This is a genomic window from Pseudomonas sp. JL2 (genome assembly GCF_031570495.1).
Classification (GTDB): domain Bacteria; phylum Pseudomonadota; class Gammaproteobacteria; order Pseudomonadales; family Pseudomonadaceae; genus Aquipseudomonas; species Aquipseudomonas rhizophila.
On the sequence record NZ_JAKUDH010000021.1, the window covers coordinates 1 to 18938 of the forward strand.

Genomic DNA, 18938 nt, shown 5'->3' on the forward strand with positions numbered 1-18938 from the left:
GCATGGCGCCACGATTGTCCCCTATCCAATCGACCGCTACCCTCCAACTGTCGCTGCCAATTCAGCGACCGGGCCTGAGAACCCGAGTAAGATGCAGGCGCTACAGCGCCCTACCACGTTTTGCGGCGCTTTTTTATGTCCGTATTTCGTGCAATGGCGGCTGTGCGTGGGAGACCTTCGGGTCTGCCGGGTTCCTGTATCTCCGGTTTCTCAGCCTGCGCACAGCTGCCACCCATTCGCCTGAGAACGAACGTGGCAGCTCTCACTTGATATGGGAGCTCTATCGATGTATGCCATGGATTTGCCGCTTTTTTGTACGGGCGCTTCACCAACCGCTACTTGCCGCCGACTGACAACCGGAGGCGCACAATGACCCACCCCAGAGACCTCAAAACCCCAGGCCTAACCCCCTTCTCCTACCACTCCGACCGCCCCCTCTTCCGCGTCAACAGCGGCATTCCCATCGGCGAGGCCCTGTCCCACGCCTCCGACCTGCTCCACGTTGCCAAGCTCCTAGCCGAGGACGCGGCGATGATTCGCAGCACGGATCGGTACGCCTGGGCGTCGTGTTATTTGCAGGATATGAGCAAAGCGGTGATTGATGACGTGGTGAAGGTGCTGGAGGCGCCGGGGAGTCATCCTGCTTAAGAGCCGCAGGGGCAATGCTGCTCCGAGGGGGCAGCATTGAATTTTATTTGCAGGAGCGGATTAAAGAAGGGCTGCTTCGCAGCCCAGCGGGAGCAAGCTCCCTCGCCACGGGGGCTACGGACAGAGCACGATTACTGGCAGTAATGAATAGGCGGATACCAAATCAACCATGGTCTGTCCCCCGTTTTCCTACGGGAACGCTCTGGCGCTGCGGCCCAATACCCACGCAAGCGCATCATGTCGCCAAGCGATAGGTAGACTGCACCAACCCCGAAGTAAACCAGCGGCTGGATACCAGTTTCAGATCTACGTCCCGCTCAAGAGCCCCGAACAATGGCCTTCCGGAGCCGATCAGCACAGGTACAGTGGTAATCACCATGTCGGTGATTAATCCATCGCGCAGGAATGACTGCACCACCTGTCCGCCATCGACATAGACCCGACGTACGCCTTGTCTCGTCAGTTCCTCCATCACGTCCTTGGGCGCGAGGCTAGAGAACCGGAGCTTGCCCTTCAGCGCTTCGGGCACTGGCGCATCCAACAGGCTTTCAGACAGCACCACCACGGGGCACTCGTAGAACCAGGTGTCGAAGGTCCGGACCTTCTCATAGGTTCCGCGCCCCATCACGATCACGTCCTTGTCAGCGATGAAGTCTGAGTAGCCATGGTCCTCGGTTTGATCATCGCGCTGTAAAAGCCAGTCGATGTCACCGTCGGACCTGGCGATGAAGCCATCCAGGCTGGTGGCGATGAAAACATGTGCAGTGGCCATCAGGATCTCCTTATTCATACGGGGTATTTCGATGCCCGGCGTCGAGAAACACCTGCTGGCATTGACCATCCATTGTGCCATCGCTTGTCTTCGGGCCCGTCGGTCGTTGGCGTTATCGGCAAGCGGGCGTGAGCGCCCGAAGCAATCAAGCGAACCTCCGAGCGCTCCGCCGGCCCTCAACTACACTTGCCCTGAAATCCCGTCCCCTCTGGAGTAGTAGGCGATGAAGATCAGGACCAAGATCATAGGCTCGGGGTTGATCAGCCTTTTCTTTGCCCTCGTGCTCGGCGGTATCGGGTTGTGGGGCTATATCAGCATGACCAGCGCCCTCGCGCGTAGCGAGACCAGTATTTCGGCCATGCGCAAGCACATGGAGGCGGACATGATGCACGACGCCATTCGTGGCGATGTGTTGGCCGCTTTGCTGGTGGCGCCGGGGGATGCCGCGGGAGCCAAGGAGGTGAGGGAGGCGTTCGATGAGCATGCGCAACGGATGCGCAAGGTCATCGCCGAGAATGCCGAGGCCCAGTTGCCGCAAGCGATCGCTCAGGCTATTACCGAGCTGAAGCCGCAAGTGGAAACCTATATTGCATCGGCTCAGCAGGTGATCGCTAAGGCGTTGGAGGGTGCCCAGGATGGCCGGGCGCTGCGGACGGAGTTCGACGGGGCGTTTTCGGCGCTGGAGGAGCGTAACGAGGCGGTGAGTGAGTTGATCGAGAGCCAGGCCCATGCCACCCGCGAGCATCAGGACCACAGCATTCAAACGTCGGAGCGCTGGTTGGTTTTCACATTGCTGGCCACCTGCGTGGCGTTGGCGCTGTTGTCCTGGAGCCTGCTCAAGGCGGTGCTTACGCCGCTGAACAAGATCATCCTCAATACCCAGGCTATTTCCCAAGGGGATTTGCAGCGCTCGATGGGGGCTCAAAGCAAGGATGAGCTGGGTCAGTTGCAAGGTGTGATCGAGCAGATGCAGGTCAATCTGCGGCAAATGATCGCCACGATCCGCAGCCAGAGTGACGAGTTGCATGGCACGTCGCGCGTATTGGGCGATACGGCGCGGCAGATTGTGTCCAGCGCCGATCAGCAGGCTCAGAGCGCCACCAGCATGGCGGCAAGCATGGAGCAGATGATGGCGAACATCAGCCAGATCCATCAGCACGCCGACAGCGCCCGGACGATTTCAGCGCAGTCCGAACAACTGGCCAGCAGCGGCGGGCAAGTGATTCTTGGGGTGGTAGAGGGCATGAGCCGGATCGCCGAGGTGGTCAATCAGTCGTCCAGCAAGATCACCGCGCTGGATGCGTCGTCCGAAGACATTCATTCCATCATTCAGGTGATCAAGAGCATCGCCGAGCAAACCAACCTGCTGGCCCTCAACGCCGCCATCGAAGCCGCCCGCGCCGGTGAGGCGGGGCGCGGCTTTGCGGTGGTGGCCGATGAGGTGCGTAACCTGGCAGCGCGCACCACCCAGTCCACTCAGGAAATCACCGCAATGATCGAGCGCATCCAGACCAGCGCCCGGGATGCGGTGGCGAACATGCAGGCTTGCGTCAGCCGCGTGGACGAAGGCGTCTCACTGGCCCAGCAGGCCGGGGTGTCCATCAGCGAAATCCGCACCGGCGCCCGGCACGCGGCAGAAGTGGTGGAGGAAATTTCCCAGACCATTGCCGAACAATCGAAGGCCAGCGATGAAATGGCTCAGAGGGTGGAGTCGATTGCCGCGCAGTCCCGCGAGAACACCCGCTCGATTCACAACCTGACGCAAACAGCGGATCAATTGAACGATGCGGCGGGGTCGATGCAGTCTTCGGTGCAGCAGTTCAAGATTTGATCAATCGGCCGGACCCACTTTTGTGGCGAGGCCGCTTGCTCTCGCTCGGCTGTGTAGCAGCCCGTGCTTTCAATACTCGCGAATTATTGAAAATTTTGGCTGGGCAATAATTATTGCCCAGCCAAAACACCCTAAAGACCTGACTCACACCTCGCTCACCTCAAACACAAACGAAATCTCCCGCTTCTGGGCGCTCCAGACGTACCGGATATGCTTGCCCTGCACCGGAATCGAAACCGCCGGTGGACGAAACGCCGCCACGCATTCGTGGCCGGGCAGGCGGACGCTGTTGTACAGCAAGCCCCAGGACAAGGTTTCACGCAGTTGCCGGGCGAACACCTGGGACGGACCGTAGGCGGTGGGGTCCGGGTCGTGCAGGTGCGGGTAGTCCTGGCGGATGTCGTGCAGCGGCTTGATGACCTTGTTGACGTAAGTGCGCATGGTCAATTCCAGATCCGGCTCGTTGGTCGCTCCGAGGAATCGCGCCTGGTGGTAGCAGGTCTCGGCAATGGCCGCTTCCTGGCTGCTGGCGGCGTAGTAGACGCCGAAGGTACCGTCACTGAAGCGGCTGCTTTTGCCGATATGGGTAAACGCGGCCATCACCGGCGAGGAGCCGGGCCCGGAAATGCGGTCCTCGGGGCGTACCCGGGACAGCACCCCGGCTTCTTCCATGAGCCGATCGTTGGTCAGTGCTTCCAGGGCATACGCGGTGGGCAGGTCCTCGGGATCGAGCACGTCTTCGAACAGCGCAATCGGCGGGAAGCTGCTGTTGACGATCCGGTAGGCACGCTTCCATTGCGGGTCCGCCAGTGGTGGCGTCATCAACCGCGCACTCCGTCGAGGTAACGCCGCACATCGGCAATGTCCACCACCCGCCCGGCAAGCATGTAGGCCAGTGCCGACTGGCCGTTGAAGGGCGCAGCGGTATTGGGGCTGTTGACCCACTGGTAAGCGCGGTCCCGGCTGTTGCTGAAGATGATGCTCAGCGCCTTGTGAATGCCCATGAGGTAGGAAATGCGCTCCAGTGTGTCGTGAGGCAGCCTGACGTTTTCCGGTAATTGCTTGTACTTATAGAAAGTCGTGTTGCCTACCTTGCCCAGCAATGTGCGCTGCTGCTCGACACTGCAGCCCCACAACGCCATGAGATTGAAGAAAAACTTCAACGCGACCCGACCCGCGTCCGGGGAGTCCAATTGTTGCTGCGCGTTGAGGGTGATGGAGGAGGTTGCCATAAAATTTGGGCTCCATTGCTAGGGGGTGACACCTAGAGAGTAGTACAAATACGGATAAATTATTATTTTTTATTCGCAAACGGATTTTTACCACCCTCTACCTGAACCATTCAGCAAGCTGTGTGCAGGAATTTTCTCTGCTCCAGCCACTTACGGACTCGCTGACCGCCCCGATTACCGTTGATCAGGCAAAAAACCCAAATCCCGCATAAGCTCCAACCATCGTCTGCCGGAGCTTTTCGCCACAAAACCGCGACAAGCGTGGCAAGGTACATGATGATAGCCGGCATGCACTGCCTGACCGGGCCAGGTGCACAACAATAGCGAGCCCACTTAAGCAGAGGGCATTACCTCATGGATAGCAGAACCTTACGCAACCTCATGCGCATCGTGCAGACCGGCTCCTTGTCGGCGGCGGCGGAACATTCGTGCCTCACGGTGCAGGCATTGGCGGCACAGTTGAACAAAGTTGAGGAGCAGTTCGGCTTCCGGTTGTTCCGGCGGTCGAACAAGGGCCTGACGTTGACGAGCCAAGGCTCGGAACTGACGCCGTTCATGGATCAGGTGCTGGTTGCCACGCGGCAGTTGGAAGAGAAGGTCGCGGCGCTGAAGACGCCTCGGCAGCGCACGCTGAGAGTGGCGCTCAATACCACGCTGCCGGCGGAGTTCAACCGGCGGATGATCGATCGGCTGATCGCCGTGTTTCCCCAGTATCAGTTGGAGTTCAGCTACGCCGAGTCGATGGAGAACCTGAGCAAGCTCAAGAACGAAGATTTTGACCTGGCGATCCTGATCGGTCCGCAGCAGAGCGGCTTTTCCAGCATCACAATGCCGGACGTCCAGGTGCAGGTGGTCGGCGCCCATTGCGGCGAAGAGGACGACTCCCTCGGCTTGCTCGGTGATAAGTTTCAGGTGCGTCCGGCCGAGGAATGTCCGTATTCCCACAGTTTCCTTCGCTTCCTGGATGCCGGCCTGGGCGAGTACGGCTCGAGTCAGCGGATGGTGTATTCCTGCAGTGAAACGCTGACATTGTCGTTGATTACCCAACTCGATGGCCTGGGACTGGTGTCCCGGGAAGCGGCGCTGCGTAACGACCTGACGATTTTCCCGGACTTCGAGGATTTCCTCGAGGTGCGCCTGGCGGTGAATAATCCAGAGTTGTCCGGCCAGGCGCTGCACGATGTTGTGGATCTGACGCTAAAGGAACGAACCGAGCGCGATGTACGCCGCCGTGCCCACCGCCACACTGAGAAACAGGTTGCGGCTGAAATACGCACATAACAACGTCGGAATCGCGGCATAGAATTCCGGGCGGTCGAGTTGTATCTGCTGATCCTTGATCAACAACGGGGTGAGGCTGATGGCAGCGACGATCGCCACCGGCAGGTATTCCAGGGCGCGGGCGACGAACGGTGGCCAGTTTTCAGTATTGACCTGCAGCGGCAGGGCCCGTGGCAGAAAGGTCACCGCCATCATCAGGGCCACGACCAGGATCAGGAACGTTTGGTCAGGCATACGCCCACCCCGCAGCCAACGAACGTGGCAATGAAGACATTGAACGGCGAGCTGCCCAGCAGGCTCAGCCCGCCCATGCAGACGACCGCCGCGAGGGCAGCGATCAGTTTGTTACGGGTATTGCACAACGAAACCAGCACGTAGAGCATCATCGCAGTCAGGGCGTAGTCGAGCTGGTATTTGATCAGGTGCGCCGCGTATTGCGCACACACCGCTCCCAACAAGCCACCCAGCACCCAGGAGGTGTGGCAAAAAAGGTTGAAGCCGATCAGGTAACGCACGCTGACCGGCGCACCGGTGCCGAGCTTGACGCTGTGGAAAGCGAACGACTCGTCCGTGAGCCCCGCCGCGTAGCACCAGCGCTCGAAACGACTGAGCCCCAGCGCACGCAATGCCTTGGCCATGTAGACCGACATCAGCATGTGTCGCGCGTTGATCAGGAAGGTGGTGAGCACGATAGTGGTCAGCGATGCTCCACTGGAAATCAACGCCAGCGCCGCAAATTGCGAAGCGCCCGCGTAAACGAACAGGCACATCGCCACCGGCAGCCACAAGGGCAACCCGGCGTTGACCGCCATCAGACCGAACACAAACGAAACCGTAAAATAACCCGCTACCACCGGACTGGCTTCAGCAAAGGTACGCGAGGCTTGTGGTTCGACCACCAGCGGCTGGCTGGAAGTCTTGCTCATAGATCCCTCTCGAAAGTGATTTCACCCCGAGGCTCACAAAAGCCTTGGGCTGCCCAAAACCGCTTGCCGGCCAGATTAGCATCGTCGACGAACAGGAACATGCGCAGTACGCCGACCCGTTTCATGTCGGCCGATGCAGCCTCCACCAGACGCTGGCCCAAGCCTCGGGTTCTATGCCCCGGGCTGACGGCCAGGTGATTGATGGTGCCACGGGTGCCGAGCATGCCGCCAATCACCGCCCCCACCACTTCACCGCTGACATCGACGGCCAAGTACGCGGTGGTGGTGTCCTGCAACAATACCCCGCGCAAGAATCGGGCATCCTGCCACTCGCAGAACGACACTTCGTCGAAACCGCGAAAAAACTGCTCCAGTCGTTCGGCGTCCCTGACCATTGCCCGGCGCAACAGAACCTGTTGCTCCAGATCGTCCATGGGTTCGAGCTGTTCAGCGAACAATGTCGAAAGCGGTCCCGGGCCGCGAGAAGGAAATCGCCAGGATCTGCCTGAAAGCCATTTCATGGCTGTGGACGTTCCGGGCCGGGGTGACGTAATGGCGCATATCGCGGTCGAGGAAGAACGTGGTGTCGAGAATGTCCTCGTAGGTAATCGCTGCCAGTTGTTCTTCCTGGGCGGTGTACAGACGACTCTCTGCGCCGGCCACATTATGACGGCCCCAGAAGTGCACGCCGCTGAACGGATACCCATCGCAATGGATCCCTTCAGGGGTGATTTCCAGTTGCTTGCCCGGCTTGATCTCGATACGGATCTGGTGGATCTGGCACTGCCAGATTTCCTCGTGCAGCTCCTGGGGAAGGACGTTCTTGTACACCTCAAAGTCCGTGTCGATCAGACTGCGCATCACCGGTGAGTTGATCACTTCGTTGGAAAAGTCCTGGAAGTGCCGCTCCAGTCCACCGACATAGCTGTTGTTGGCCTTGGACTGAATGTAGGCCCGATGCTCGAGCTGCGTAAGGTCGCGGGTCCTGGGGTTGTATTCGAAGTCGCTATAGCGGCGAAAACGCATGCCTGACTCGGCCTGGCCGTAGTAGCTGTCGGGCTCCATGTTTTCCCAGCTCTTGGTCAGCCGGACAAAGTCGCCGAAATGACCGTAGAGATTGAAGTCTCCACCGCGGACGTTGACGTATTTGTCACGCCTCAGCGCTTCGCCTACTTCCCTGTTCAGAACGATCATTTTTCATAGGTCTCCACTGCATTGAGCAGCCTAATCTAGTAGGTACAGGATTTACGTCCATGAGAAAGTATTTGAGGCATTTCAAGCCATGCTTGAAACGGTGGACAATGTTTCATTAGTACGACTTTTTCTCGGAAAAACAGACTGTTCCAACGTTTTTTTGCCGTCCAAAGAAAAAACCCCGAGTTTGCGCTCGGGGTTTTTCATCAGACGCTTGTAACGTGATCAGGCATCAGAAGACGCTGATCGGATAATCCACGAACACCCGCAGCTCATTGCCGCTGACGTTGTACTCGCTGGACTTCTGCGAAACACGCAGGAAGGAACTGCGCAACCGCACGCTCAGGTCTTTGGCGGGACCGTTCTGGACTACGTACTTGAACTGGTTGAAGATCTCGCGCTCGGTGCCACCTTCGCTGGTGGAGGTGGTGATGTTATCGCCACGCACATAAGCCACGTTATACGTCAGACCGGGAATCCCGAACGTGGTGAAATCCAGGCCATAACCCAGTTGCCAGCTGCGCTCGTCTTCAGCATTGAAGTCGGACCAGTAGGAGTTGGCCAGGTAGATCGTATTGCCGCCGTCCCCTACACGATTCTGCCCGCGCTGATAACCGCCATAGGCGTAGCCCAGGTTGCTGTCACCAGTGCTGCGCTGGTGAGCGAGGGTGAAACTGTGCGGGCCGGTGGCGAAGGTGGCGGCCAGGCTCCAGATCTTGTTGTCGTCGCCGGTGACGTTGTTTTCGCGAACATAGCTGTTGTCCAGCTTGGTGCGATAGCCGTTGAAGTCCAGGGTCAGGGATTGATCCTTGGCCAGCGGGAATACGTAGTTGGCGTTCACGTACTGCTTCTTCAACACGTCCTCGACATCCGAGGCGTAGAGCGAGGCCTTGAACTGTTCGGTGAACTGATAGCTGCCGCCCAATACGTTGATAGACTTCAGGCCACCGCTGTCACGACCCTCGGCGCTTTTGCGCGACTCGGCGGTGAAACGTCCAGCGTTCAGCTCCAGGCCCTTGATCTCTTTCGAGGTGATCAGCGTGCCGGTGTAGCTTTCCGGCAGCAGGCGCGAGTTGTCGTAGCTCAGCACCGGCAACGCCGGCATCTGGTCACCGTAGGCCAACACGGTATTGGAAACACGGAATTTGACCGCCGCACCAAACTTGGACAGGTCATCGGCCGCGTTGCCGCTGTCGCCTTGCTTGAAGAAGTCGATGCCGCCCGCACCGCTGCGACCTTTGCCGCCATCCAGACGCAGCGCGTACAGTCCGAAGGCGTCCACCCCTACACCGACAGTGCCTTGGGTAAAGCCGGACGAGAACGTTCCGATGGCGGCCTGCCCCCATTCGGCTTTGTCTTCATTACCGTTTTTGTAGTCGCGATTGATATAGGCGTTGCGTAACAGCACGTTCAGGCTGCTGTCCTCAACGAACCCCTTGGACTCAGCCTGGTCGCTGGCCATGGCATATGTCGTGTTTAAAATCCCCAGTGCGATCAGAGCAATGCGCTTGTTCAACATGATTATTTTCCTTATACGGGTTGATACGCACTGCGACGGCAGCCGAAACGGCGCTTTTGCGCTCTTTTTCGGACTCTTGCTCCTGAAAATAATGAAAAGGCCCGCCCACGAATGATCGTGGCGGGCCTTTTTATTATTTAAGAGTCATGGCTGTTAGCCACAGGCGTGGACGAATCCTAGTCCCGCCTTCAATGATGTGTCAATTTCGTGAATCGTCTGTAATCAGGCGAAAAACTTCTAAAAACAACCTTCAAATGGGCTCAGTGTTCAACACAGAACCATCAGCCACAAAAAAAGCGCTGCCATCCTGGCCAGCGCCTTTTCTCAATCCGTCGAATTCTATCCTTGCATCACGTCCCACAGTGCTTCCAGCTCAGCCTCGCTGAACAGGCCATCCGGGTAGCGTTCCATGATCATCCGACGCGGATCGGGCTCTCTGGTCTGACGCGTTCCGTTGGACTTCAACCACTGTGCCAAAGCTTTAAGCGACTCACCATTGACAACGGCCAAGGGATGGTATGTGCGCTCGCTTATCATATTCATTCCAGCGCCCTCTCCTGGTTGATGAGCGGCCAATTTATCCAAGGTTTATGACAAAACAACTCAGCTCCGCTCCCCAGAACTGCCGGGATACAGATACAAGAGCTATGCCAATGTGCCTGCACTGCCGATCTGCAGACATAAAAAAGCCCGCATCCCCAATCAGGCCGCGGGCCAAAGCAAAATGGATCCAAAAAGCCCGGCGCAGAGCTGCCGCCAGCGCTATTACCTGGCTGTTACATCACCACTCATTTTGTGCGCGGCGCAGGCTGTTGTTGGGTAAGGCAGTGGATGTTTCCGCCCCCCAGTAACAGTTCGCGCCCCGGCACCATGACCACTTCGTGCTCTGGAAAAAGCCCTTGCAGAAGCGCCTTCGCTGGGCCATCCAGTGGATCGTCGAAACTCGGTGCGATGATGCCGCCGTTGACGATCAGGAAATTCACGTAGGAACCGGCCAACCGCACGGTCGGATTGCGCTCCTGGGAACCCTGCACCGCGTCCACGCCGGCGCATTCCTCTTCAGTGGCATACAACGGCCCCGGAATTGGCATTTTGTGCACTGTGAACGGGCGTCCCTTGGCGTCAGTGCTGTTTTGCAGGACGTCCATCGCGGCGTGGCAGCGGGCGTAGTTCGGGTCCTGCGGGTCATCGGTCCAGGCCAGCAATACTTCGCCAGGGCGCACGTAGCAGCAGAAGTTATCCACATGCCCGTCGGTTTCGTCGTTGAACAGGCCGTCCGGCAGCCAAATGATCTTGTCCACAGCCAACTGCGCGCTGAGCACCGCCTCGATGTCTTCGCGGCTCAGGTGCGGATTGCGATTGCGGTTGAGCAAGCATTCCTCGGTGGTGATCAGAGTGCCCTCGCCATCGACGTGGATCGAGCCGCCCTCAAGCACGAAGCCTTCGGTGCGGTAACGCGGGCTACGTTCAATCTCGAGAATCTTGCTGGCCACTTGCGAATCCCGGTTCCACGGCGCATACAGGCCACCGTCAAACCCACCCCAGGCGTTGAAATCCCAGTCGACGCCGCGCACTTCGCCACTGTCATTGATGACAAACGTCGGGCCAGTGTCCCGGACCCAGGCATCGTCGCTGGACATTTCCACCACGCGGATATTCGGCACGTCGAGATGCGCCCGGGCATTTTCGTATTGGTTCGCGGACACCGCCACGGTCACCGGTTCGAAGCGGGCGATGGCTTTGGCGACCGCCACATGAGCGGCCTGCGCGGGCTTGCCGCCCAGGCGCCAGTTGTCAGGGCGCTCGGGCCAGACCATCCAGACCTGGGTCTGGGGTGCCCACTCGGCAGGCATGTGGAAACCGTCCGCGCGAGGAGTGCTGTGCAACGTTGTCATAAATCAGGACTCCAGTGAGCCATCGAGGGTTTTGATCGAGCCGTACAGGTCCGCACGACGATCACGAAAAGTGCCCCAGGCACTGCGAATGTGTTCCAGCTCGTCCAGGTCAAAGCTGTGCACCAGCACGCCTTCTTCGGTTTCGTTCAATTCCTGGACCTTTTCACCGAACTGATTGGCGATGAACGAGGAGCCGTAGAACGTGATGTCGTAGCCATCCTGCTCTTCGTTGCCGATGCGGTTGCTGGCCACCAGCGGCATTACGTTCGCGCCGGCATGGCCTTGTTGCACGCGCTGCCAGTGATCGCGGGACGAAATGCTCTTGTCGTGCGGCTCGCTGCCAATGGCGGTCGGGTAAAACAGGATTTCCGCACCTTGCAGCGCCATGCTGCGGGCGCACTCGGGAAACCACTGGTCCCAGCAGATGCCCACACCAATCCTGGCGTAGCGGGTATTCCAGACCTTGAAACCGGTATCGCCAGGGTTGAAATAGTACTTCTCATGGTAGCCAGGACCGTCCGGGATGTGACTCTTGCGGTATACCCCCAGGTTACGGCCGTCGGCATCAATGATCGCAATACTGTTGAAACGCGCACGACCGGCCCGTTCAAAAAAGCTGATGGGCAAGACGACCTGAAGCTCCCTGGCGACTTTCTGAAAATGCCTGATGGCGACGTTATCTTCGACCGGAGTCGCCAATTGCAGGTAGTCCGGGTTGGGCTTCTGGCAAAAGTACGGCGTCTCGAACAACTCCTGGAGCAAGATGATCTGCGCCCCTTTGGCGGCGGCCTCGCGAACCTGCTGTTCAGCGATCTCGATATTGGCCTCCAGGTCCCAGGAACAGGCCATCTGGGTGGCGGCAACGGTGACGATACGACTCATGAAGGGAGCTCCAGAGCATGTGTGGTGCCGACTTTATAACCGATAAAAATCGACTTTAGAAGCGATATAGATTTAAAATCACACGCCAGTCGCAAAAAATACCGACAAAAATCGAACTATCAACCACGCAAAACCTTGTGGGAGCGAGCCTGCTCGCAATGCGATCCCCCATCTGACATCGCTGCAGACGGGTTCACCACTATCGCGAGCAAGCCCGCTCCCACAGGGAAAGCGTTTGCCTCAGTTAGTCAAAGCCCCTCGTCCAACACCTTCGCCAACATATCGACAAAGAAATCCACGCTCTGGCGGGTGGTGACCATCGGCGGTTTGATCTTGAGGATGTTCAGGTAGTCGCCGGTCGGTTGCATGAAAATACCCAGCTCCCGCAGGCGATTGCACAGCGCCGTGGTTTCTTCGGTGGCCGGCTCGAGGGTGTCGCGGTTGCGGATCAGTTCCACGCCCAGGTAAAAACCGGAGCCATGCACCGCACCGACCAACGGATATCGGTCGATCAAAGCTTGCAGGCGGGCCTTGAAATGCCCACCCACTGCCCGGGCGTTTTCCCACAGTTTTTCTTCTTCCATGACGTCCAGCACGGCCATGCCGATCTGGCAACTGACCGGGCTGCCGCCGGCTGACGAGAAGAAATACCCTTCTGCTTCCAGCGCCTCGGCGATTTCCCGGCGGGTGATGACCGCTCCCAGCGGCTGGCCGTTACCCATGCCCTTGGCCATGGTGATGATGTCCGGTACTACATCCTGTTCTTCGAAGCCCCAGAAAAATTCTCCCATGCGCCCGTAGCCGACTTGCACTTCGTCAGCGATGCAGACGCCGCCGCGCTCGCGCACCAGCGCGTAGACCTGCTTCAGATACCCCGGCGGCAGTGCGATCCCGCCAGCATTGCCGTACACCGGTTCGCAGATGAAGCCGGCGAGCTGGCGCTTGTGTTCGGCGATTTTTGCCAGGTTGTGCTCGACGCTGCGCAGGTAGTCCGGCGCGCTGTTGGGGCCGCGGAATTCACCGCGATAAGTGTTTGGCGCGGTCACCGGATGCACCCAATCCGGGCGACTGCTCAGGGCCTGAGGGTTGTCGGCAATGGACGTCGAGACCGCATCGGCCGCTACCGACCAGCCGTGATAGGCCTCCAGCACACTGAGCATGTCCCGGCCGCCGCTGTAGGCCCAGGCCAGGCGGATCGCCAGGTCGTTGGCCTCGGTGCCACTGTTGACCAGAAATACCCGATCCATGCCGGGCGGCGCCAGCGCCAGCAAGCGCTCGGAAAATTCGGCAATCGCGGCATAGTGAAAGCGGGAGTTGGTGTTGAGCAGCGACCACTGCCGGGCGGCCACCGCCGCCATGCGCGGATGCCCGTGCCCCAGTACCGCGACGTTGTTGAGCATGTCCAGGTAGGAGCGGCCCTGCATGTCGATCAGGTGATTGCGCCAGCCGCGCTCAATGCGCGGCGGATCAACGTAATAGTGCTTCTGCGAACGGGCAAAGCTCGCATCGCGACGGGCCAGCAACTGCTGGGGGTCGATCTCTGGCTCGGCATCGCAGGCCAGTCCCAGCAGCACCGCTGGTGAGGGGCAGAGCGCCTGCCAGGCCGGCGCCCTGGATGGCGTGCAGAACAACGGCGGATTGAGCTGAGCGCCACGACACAACTGCACCCGCAACGGTCCATCGACTTCGCCCAAGACCTGGCCCTTGACCAGCGCTGCCCCGGAATGCAGCGGCGATGTCACGCCCCACAGCCGAATGCTCAGTTGCACGCTGTCCAGTTGCAACATGCCGTCGGCGGCTTTGTGCACCACCCCGGCGAACGGCGATTCCAGCGGCGTGCCCCGCGGCACCTGCAATTCTACGTGTAATGGATAAGTATCCGGTTCAACGGCGCTGTCCGGCCGAGTCCGAGACAATCGGTGCTGCCCGTAGCGGCTGGCGGCCAATCCATGGACCGCGGCGGCTTCGCTCAGCAGACGCTGGTCGATCCCCTCCTGCTCCCAGTTACCGGCTTCGAAATGCGGGCTCAGGACACCCAGGTCGATCAGGGCGAACTCGCGGCCCACCAAGGTCGGCAACAGCGGCACAAAGCCTTCACTGGCAACGGGTGGCAGATGGTGGCCCACGGACGTGAGGATCGCCGCTTCCATCAGTTCGAACGGGACCGACTGAGCAATCCGGAAAATCTCCCACTCATGGTCCAGGTTGTCGCGGCTGTATTGATTTTCCGGGTCAATGGATACCTGCTGTTCACCGCTGAGCACCAGCACGGCAGCGCGGGCAACGATCAGCGGCCAAAGCGCCAGCAGCTCCTCATATTGCAGCGGGTTGAGCGCGTTGTAAGCCTTGATCGCCGGCAGGATGAAAAACGGATCGCCGTCGGCATGGTGCAACAAGGCTGCACAGGTCACCGACAGATCGGTAACGCGCCAGGTGCGGATCAGGTCGCCGAAATCGATGACGCCCTGCAATTGCCATTGGCGCTGGGCATCGCGCTGCCAGACCACGTTGTCATCGGTGATGTCCATGTGGATCGCCTGCACCGGCAGGCTGGCCTTGAGCGGCTGCAAGCGGCGTTCGGCCTGTTGCGCCGCCTCGGCGATCAGGTTGCGTTCTTGATCATCGTCGATGACGGGCAGCAGATGGCCGACCAGTGCATTGGCGTGGCGGGCGTCCCATTGCAGGGTGCGCTCCAGGCCAGGGTGATCGAACGTGGCCAGGGCCAGGTCGATTTGTGCGCACAAGCGCCCCAGCCCCGTGACCAGTTCAGGTCCCCAATGGTTAAGCTGGGTGAGCGACTGGCCGTCGATGTACTCCAGCAGTCGCACATGAACCGCTTGCCCTGCGAGCTCCAGGGTCAACAGATCCTGGCCATTATTGGCGGCGATCACCCGCGGCACTTTTACCGCGCCGTGCTCGGCCAGGTGCTTGAGGGCGGCATGCTGGGCCTGGAGTTCCTGGACGGCATAGTCACCATGGCAAATCTTCAGCACAAACCGTCCGCGCTCGCTGTCGACGCGATAGTTGAGGTCCTGCTGGCTGCCCAAGGGTCGCAGGTCACCGCTGAGTCCGTAATTCGAGCGCAGCAGCACCAGCGCCTGTTCGGCACTGATCTGTGGGCTTGGCAAACTGGCACGGTGAACCAACGTAGCGAGTGGCATACAACGACCCCTGAGGTGGTTTTATCGGATGTCTATCTCGCCATTGAGTCGGGGGATAAGCAACCCCTTTGCCGCAGGTGAATTGCCAAGCGCGTGAGCGTGTCCGGAAATATCCTGCTTGCACCGCCCTCGCCATGCCGACAAGCTATGCTCCAATGCTTTGTTGTTCCACGGAAAAAGGCTTGATCGGATGCGCATTCTCATCACTGGCGGTGCCGGTTTTATCGGCTCGGCGCTTATACGGCACTTGATCCTGGAGACTGGACATCAGGTCCTGAACCTCGACAAGCTGACCTATGCCGGCAATCTCGAATCGCTGAGCAGCATCGAGCACGACAGCCGCTACGAGTTCGTCCAGGCCGATATCGTCGATCAACCGACGGTCAGTGCGATACTGGCAAGGTTCAAGCCTGAGGCCATCATGCATCTGGCGGCCGAGTCCCACGTCGACCGCTCCATCGACGGCCCGGCGGACTTCATCCAGACCAATATCGTGGGCACCTACAGCCTGCTGGAAGCCACCCGCGCCTATTGGCAGACCCTGGCCGAGCCGCAGAAGCGCGCGTTTCGTTTCCATCACATTTCCACCGACGAAGTGTATGGCGACCTGCACGGCGTGGATGATTTGTTCACCGAAACCACCGCCTACGCCCCCAGCTCGCCGTACTCGGCGAGCAAGGCGGCTTCCGACCATCTGGTACGCGCCTGGCAACGCACTTACGGCTTGCCCGTGCTGCTGACCAACTGCTCCAACAACTATGGGCCGTTTCACTTTCCCGAGAAGCTGATTCCGCTGGTGATCCTCAATGCCCTGGCCGGCAAGCCGTTGCCGGTATACGGCGACGGCCAACAAGTGCGCGACTGGCTGTACGTCGAAGACCATGCCCGGGCGCTGCTCAAGGTCGTGACCGAAGGTGCCGTGGGCGAGACCTACAACATCGGCGGCCACAATGAACAGAAGAACATCGACGTGGTGCGCGGCATCTGCGCCCTGCTCGAAGAACTGGCGCCCCACAAGCCCGACGGCGTGGAGCACTATGCCGACCTGATCACCTTCGTCAAAGACCGCCCCGGTCACGACCTGCGCTACGCCATCGATGCCGGCAAGATCGAGCGTGAACTGGGCTGGACGCCCCGGGAAACCTTCGAGACCGGCCTGCGTAAAACCGTGCAGTGGTACCTCGAAAACCTGCTGTGGTGCCGACGTGTCCAGGACGGTAGCTATCAGGGCGAGCGCCTGGGCTCGCTCGACAACAAGGATGCGATTGCACGATGAAAGGCATTGTTCTGGCCGGCGGCTCCGGCACCCGACTGCACCCGATTACCCTTGGGGTTTCCAAGCAGTTACTACCGGTTTACGACAAGCCGATGATCTATTACCCGATTTCGGTGCTGATGCTCGCCGGCATCAAGGACATCCTGGTGATTTCCACCCCTCAGGACTTGCCGCAATACCGCAATCTGTTGGGCGACGGCAGTCAGTTTGGCGTGCAATTTCACTACGCCGAGCAGCCATCGCCCGATGGTCTGGCCCAGGCGTTCCTGATCGGCGAGCAATTTATCGGCAACGATCCGGTGTGCCTGATCCTGGGCGACAACATTTTTCACGGGCAGCATTTCGGCGAACAACTGCAGACGGCCGCCGCCCGGCAGACGGGCGCGACAGTATTCGGTTACTGGGTCAAAGACCCTGAGCGTTTTGGCGTGATCGATTTCGATGCTCAAGGGCGGGCCATATCCATTGAAGAAAAACCTACCGCGCCCAAATCCAGCTACGCGGTAACCGGCCTGTATTTCTACGATAACGACGTGATCCAGATCGCCAAGACCATCAAACCTTCCAAACGAGGCGAACTGGAAATCACCGACGTCAACAACGCCTACCTGCACCGCGGCGACCTGCACGTCGAGCGTTTCGGCCGTGGTTTCGCCTGGCTGGACACCGGCACCCACGACAGCCTGCTGGAGGCTTCGCAATATGTGCAAACCATCGAGCACCGCCAAGGTTTGAAAGTCGCTTGTCTGGAAGAAATTGCCTACCAACAGGGCTGGGTCAGCCGCGAGCACATCCTTGAGCGCGCCCAGTACTTTGGCAAGACCGGCTACGGCCAATACCTGTTCCAGATCGCTGGAGAGACACGTTGAACGTCATCGCCACCCGCCTGCCTGAAGTCCTGATCATCGAACCGAAGGTTTTCGGTGATGATCGCGGCTTTTTCTATGAGAGTTTCAACGCTCGGGCGTTCGCCGAGGCCACTGGCTGCGCGTTGCAGTTCGTCCAGGATAACCACTCGCGCTCGGCCAGGGGCGTGTTGCGCGGCCTGCATTATCAAATCGAACAGGCCCAGGGAAAACTGGTGCGGGTCATTGCTGGGGAAGTGCTCGACGTGGCGGTGGACATTCGTCGCAGTTCGGCCACTTTCGGGCAATGGGTGGGCGTACGCCTGTCAGCGCAGAACCATCGGCAACTGTGGGTCCCACCAGGCTTCGCCCATGGCTTCGTCGTGCTCAGCGATTACGCTGATTTCCTCTACAAGACCACCGACTACTACGCGCCCTCTGCCGAGCGCTGCATTCGCTGGGACGACCCGGACCTGGCCATCGACTGGGAACTGGAGAGTGCGCCGATCCTCTCACCCAAGGACCAGGCCGGCAAGGCTCTGCACGAGGCCGACCTGTTTCCATGAGTACCTCCTTGCGCATCCTGATCATCGGCCAGAACGGCCAGGTCTCCCGAGCACTCCAGTCGCGCCTGGCCGGCATGGCTGAGTTGATCGTGCGCGGCAGCGACCAACTCGACCTGGCGCGCCCCGATCACCTTCGTTCGCCCATCACTGCCCTGCGGCCTGACCTGATCATCAACGCCGCCGCCCACACCGCCGTCGACCAGGCCGAGAGCGAACCGGAACGGGCCTTCGCCATCAATGCCACAGCGCCGGGCGTCCTGGCTCAAGTGGCAGTCGAGTTGGGTGTCCCGCTGATCCACTACTCCACCGATTACGTCTTCGATGGTCGCAAGCCTGAGCCCTACACCGAGACCGACCCGCCCAACCCGCTGAGTGTCTACGGGCGCAGCAAGCTGGCCGGCGAGGACGCCATTCGCCACGCCACCGGGCAGCACCTGATTTTGCGCACCAGTTGGGTGTACTCCAACGAAGGCCGCAACTTCCTGTTGACCATGCAACGCCTGCTGCAGGAAAAATCGCAACTGCGGGTGGTGGACGATCAGATCGGCGCACCGACCTGGGCCGGGACTATCGCCGACAGCACCGCCCACTTGATTGAACGTTGGCAGGCCGGCCGGTGCGGCGCCTGGGGGACTTACCACCTGACGGCGCAGGGTGAAACGTCCTGGTTCGGCTTTGCCCAGGCCATCGGCGAGCACCTGATCGAGCAGCACAAACCCTGCGCGGTGCTTGAGCCCATCCCCTCCAGTGCTTACCCGACCCCGGCCCCACGCCCGCTGAACTCGCGTCTGGATTGCACACGCCTGCTTCAGCAATGGGGTGTAAGTCAGCCAGACTGGCAAAGCGCGCTGCACCAGTGCCTTGCCGCCGGACACTAGGCATAATGCGCCTGTCCCCACAGGCGCCTGAT

General features: G+C 59.7%; 19 protein-coding genes. 7 read left to right on the forward strand and 12 right to left on the reverse strand.

Going from position 1 to position 18938, the window contains the following annotated elements; genetic code table 11:
- Positions 1-369: 369 nt before the first annotated feature.
- Positions 370-648: a DUF3077 domain-containing protein gene (locus MKS85_RS22390; protein ID WP_188251768.1), complete on the forward strand. Its 279-nt coding sequence runs from the start codon at positions 370-372 to the stop codon at positions 646-648.
- 235 nt (positions 649-883) lie between these two features.
- Here the strand turns inward: MKS85_RS22390 and MKS85_RS22395 are convergent, their stop codons facing one another.
- Positions 884-1420, reverse strand: a complete 537-nt coding sequence (locus MKS85_RS22395; RefSeq protein ID WP_188251796.1) for a dihydrofolate reductase family protein — start codon at positions 1418-1420, stop codon at positions 884-886.
- A 223-nt stretch (positions 1421-1643) separates the two neighbouring features.
- Here MKS85_RS22395 and MKS85_RS22400 point away from each other — a divergent pair, with 223 nt between their 5' ends.
- The gene (locus tag MKS85_RS22400) at positions 1644-3251 is read left to right on the forward strand and encodes a methyl-accepting chemotaxis protein (RefSeq protein ID WP_139048822.1); all 1608 of its coding nucleotides are present in this window, start codon (positions 1644-1646) and stop codon (positions 3249-3251) included.
- Positions 3252-3395: 144 nt separating this feature from the next.
- Here MKS85_RS22400 and MKS85_RS22405 read toward each other — a convergent pair whose 3' ends face one another.
- Together MKS85_RS22405 and MKS85_RS22410 are read right to left on the reverse strand one after the other, a co-directional pair.
- On the reverse strand, positions 3396-4073 hold the full coding sequence (locus MKS85_RS22405; RefSeq protein WP_047226876.1) for an RES family NAD+ phosphorylase: 678 nt from the start codon (positions 4071-4073) through the stop codon (positions 3396-3398).
- Positions 4073-4483, reverse strand: coding sequence for an MbcA/ParS/Xre antitoxin family protein (locus MKS85_RS22410; RefSeq protein ID WP_047226875.1), 411 nt, complete (start codon positions 4481-4483; stop codon positions 4073-4075). The genes MKS85_RS22405 and MKS85_RS22410 overlap by 1 nt, the downstream gene beginning before the upstream one ends.
- 354 nt (positions 4484-4837) lie before the next feature.
- Here MKS85_RS22410 and MKS85_RS22415 point away from each other — a divergent pair, with 354 nt between their 5' ends.
- Complete coding sequence (locus MKS85_RS22415; RefSeq protein ID WP_047226874.1) at positions 4838-5764, forward strand: LysR family transcriptional regulator; 927 nt, start codon at positions 4838-4840, stop codon at positions 5762-5764.
- On the opposite strand, the gene MKS85_RS22420 is transcribed toward MKS85_RS22415, so the two are convergent.
- The 9 genes from MKS85_RS22420 to MKS85_RS22460 form a co-directional block, all read right to left on the reverse strand.
- Positions 5681-5998, reverse strand: coding sequence for an AzlD domain-containing protein (locus tag MKS85_RS22420; RefSeq protein ID WP_047226873.1), 318 nt, complete (start codon positions 5996-5998; stop codon positions 5681-5683). The two genes, MKS85_RS22415 and MKS85_RS22420, sit on opposite strands and share 84 nt — an antisense overlap.
- Positions 5977-6690, reverse strand: coding sequence for an AzlC family ABC transporter permease (locus MKS85_RS22425; RefSeq protein ID WP_047226872.1), 714 nt, complete (start codon positions 6688-6690; stop codon positions 5977-5979). The genes MKS85_RS22420 and MKS85_RS22425 overlap by 22 nt, the downstream gene beginning before the upstream one ends.
- The gene (locus tag MKS85_RS22430; protein WP_171061302.1) at positions 6687-7124 is read right to left on the reverse strand and encodes a GNAT family N-acetyltransferase; all 438 of its coding nucleotides are present in this window, start codon (positions 7122-7124) and stop codon (positions 6687-6689) included. The genes MKS85_RS22425 and MKS85_RS22430 overlap by 4 nt, the downstream gene beginning before the upstream one ends.
- Positions 7125-7137: 13 nt before the next feature.
- Positions 7138-7884: a 2OG-Fe dioxygenase family protein gene (locus tag MKS85_RS22435; RefSeq protein WP_047226871.1), complete on the reverse strand. Its 747-nt coding sequence runs from the start codon at positions 7882-7884 to the stop codon at positions 7138-7140.
- 232 nt (positions 7885-8116) lie between these two features.
- Positions 8117-9403 carry an OprD family porin gene (locus MKS85_RS22440; RefSeq protein ID WP_188251767.1) on the reverse strand — a complete coding sequence of 429 codons (1287 nt, stop codon included), beginning with the start codon at positions 9401-9403 and terminating at the stop codon, positions 8117-8119.
- Between the two features lie 339 nt (positions 9404-9742).
- Positions 9743-9946, reverse strand: a complete 204-nt coding sequence (locus tag MKS85_RS22445) for a hypothetical protein (RefSeq protein WP_047226869.1) — start codon at positions 9944-9946, stop codon at positions 9743-9745.
- Positions 9947-10191: 245 nt separating this feature from the next.
- Entirely contained in the window at positions 10192-11298 is a 1107-nt protein-coding gene (gene aguA / locus MKS85_RS22450) for an agmatine deiminase (protein ID WP_047226868.1), read from the reverse strand.
- Between the two features lie 3 nt (positions 11299-11301).
- A complete protein-coding gene (gene aguB, locus MKS85_RS22455; RefSeq protein ID WP_076383287.1) occupies positions 11302-12180 on the reverse strand; it encodes an N-carbamoylputrescine amidase in 879 nt (292 codons plus the stop codon).
- A gap of 248 nt (positions 12181-12428) precedes the next feature.
- Positions 12429-15341, reverse strand: coding sequence for an aminotransferase (locus MKS85_RS22460; RefSeq protein WP_310663136.1), 2913 nt, complete (start codon positions 15339-15341; stop codon positions 12429-12431).
- A gap of 190 nt (positions 15342-15531) precedes the next feature.
- On the opposite strand from MKS85_RS22460, the gene rfbB reads away from it, so the two are divergent.
- Genes rfbB through rfbD form a run of 4 tightly spaced genes read left to right on the forward strand, consistent with a single transcriptional unit; the run spans position 15532 to position 18906 of the window.
- Positions 15532-16617, forward strand: a complete 1086-nt coding sequence (gene rfbB, locus MKS85_RS22465) for a dTDP-glucose 4,6-dehydratase (protein ID WP_188251765.1) — start codon at positions 15532-15534, stop codon at positions 16615-16617.
- Complete coding sequence (gene rfbA, locus MKS85_RS22470) at positions 16614-17486, forward strand: glucose-1-phosphate thymidylyltransferase RfbA (protein ID WP_188251764.1); 873 nt, start codon at positions 16614-16616, stop codon at positions 17484-17486. The genes rfbB and rfbA overlap by 4 nt, the downstream gene beginning before the upstream one ends.
- The gene (gene rfbC, locus MKS85_RS22475; RefSeq protein WP_139048818.1) at positions 17483-18028 is read left to right on the forward strand and encodes a dTDP-4-dehydrorhamnose 3,5-epimerase; all 546 of its coding nucleotides are present in this window, start codon (positions 17483-17485) and stop codon (positions 18026-18028) included. Before rfbA ends, rfbC begins: the two co-directional genes overlap by 4 nt.
- Positions 18025-18906, forward strand: a complete 882-nt coding sequence (rfbD, locus tag MKS85_RS22480; RefSeq protein WP_188251763.1) for a dTDP-4-dehydrorhamnose reductase — start codon at positions 18025-18027, stop codon at positions 18904-18906. The genes rfbC and rfbD overlap by 4 nt, the downstream gene beginning before the upstream one ends.
- The last annotated feature ends 32 nt before the right edge of the window (positions 18907-18938 follow it).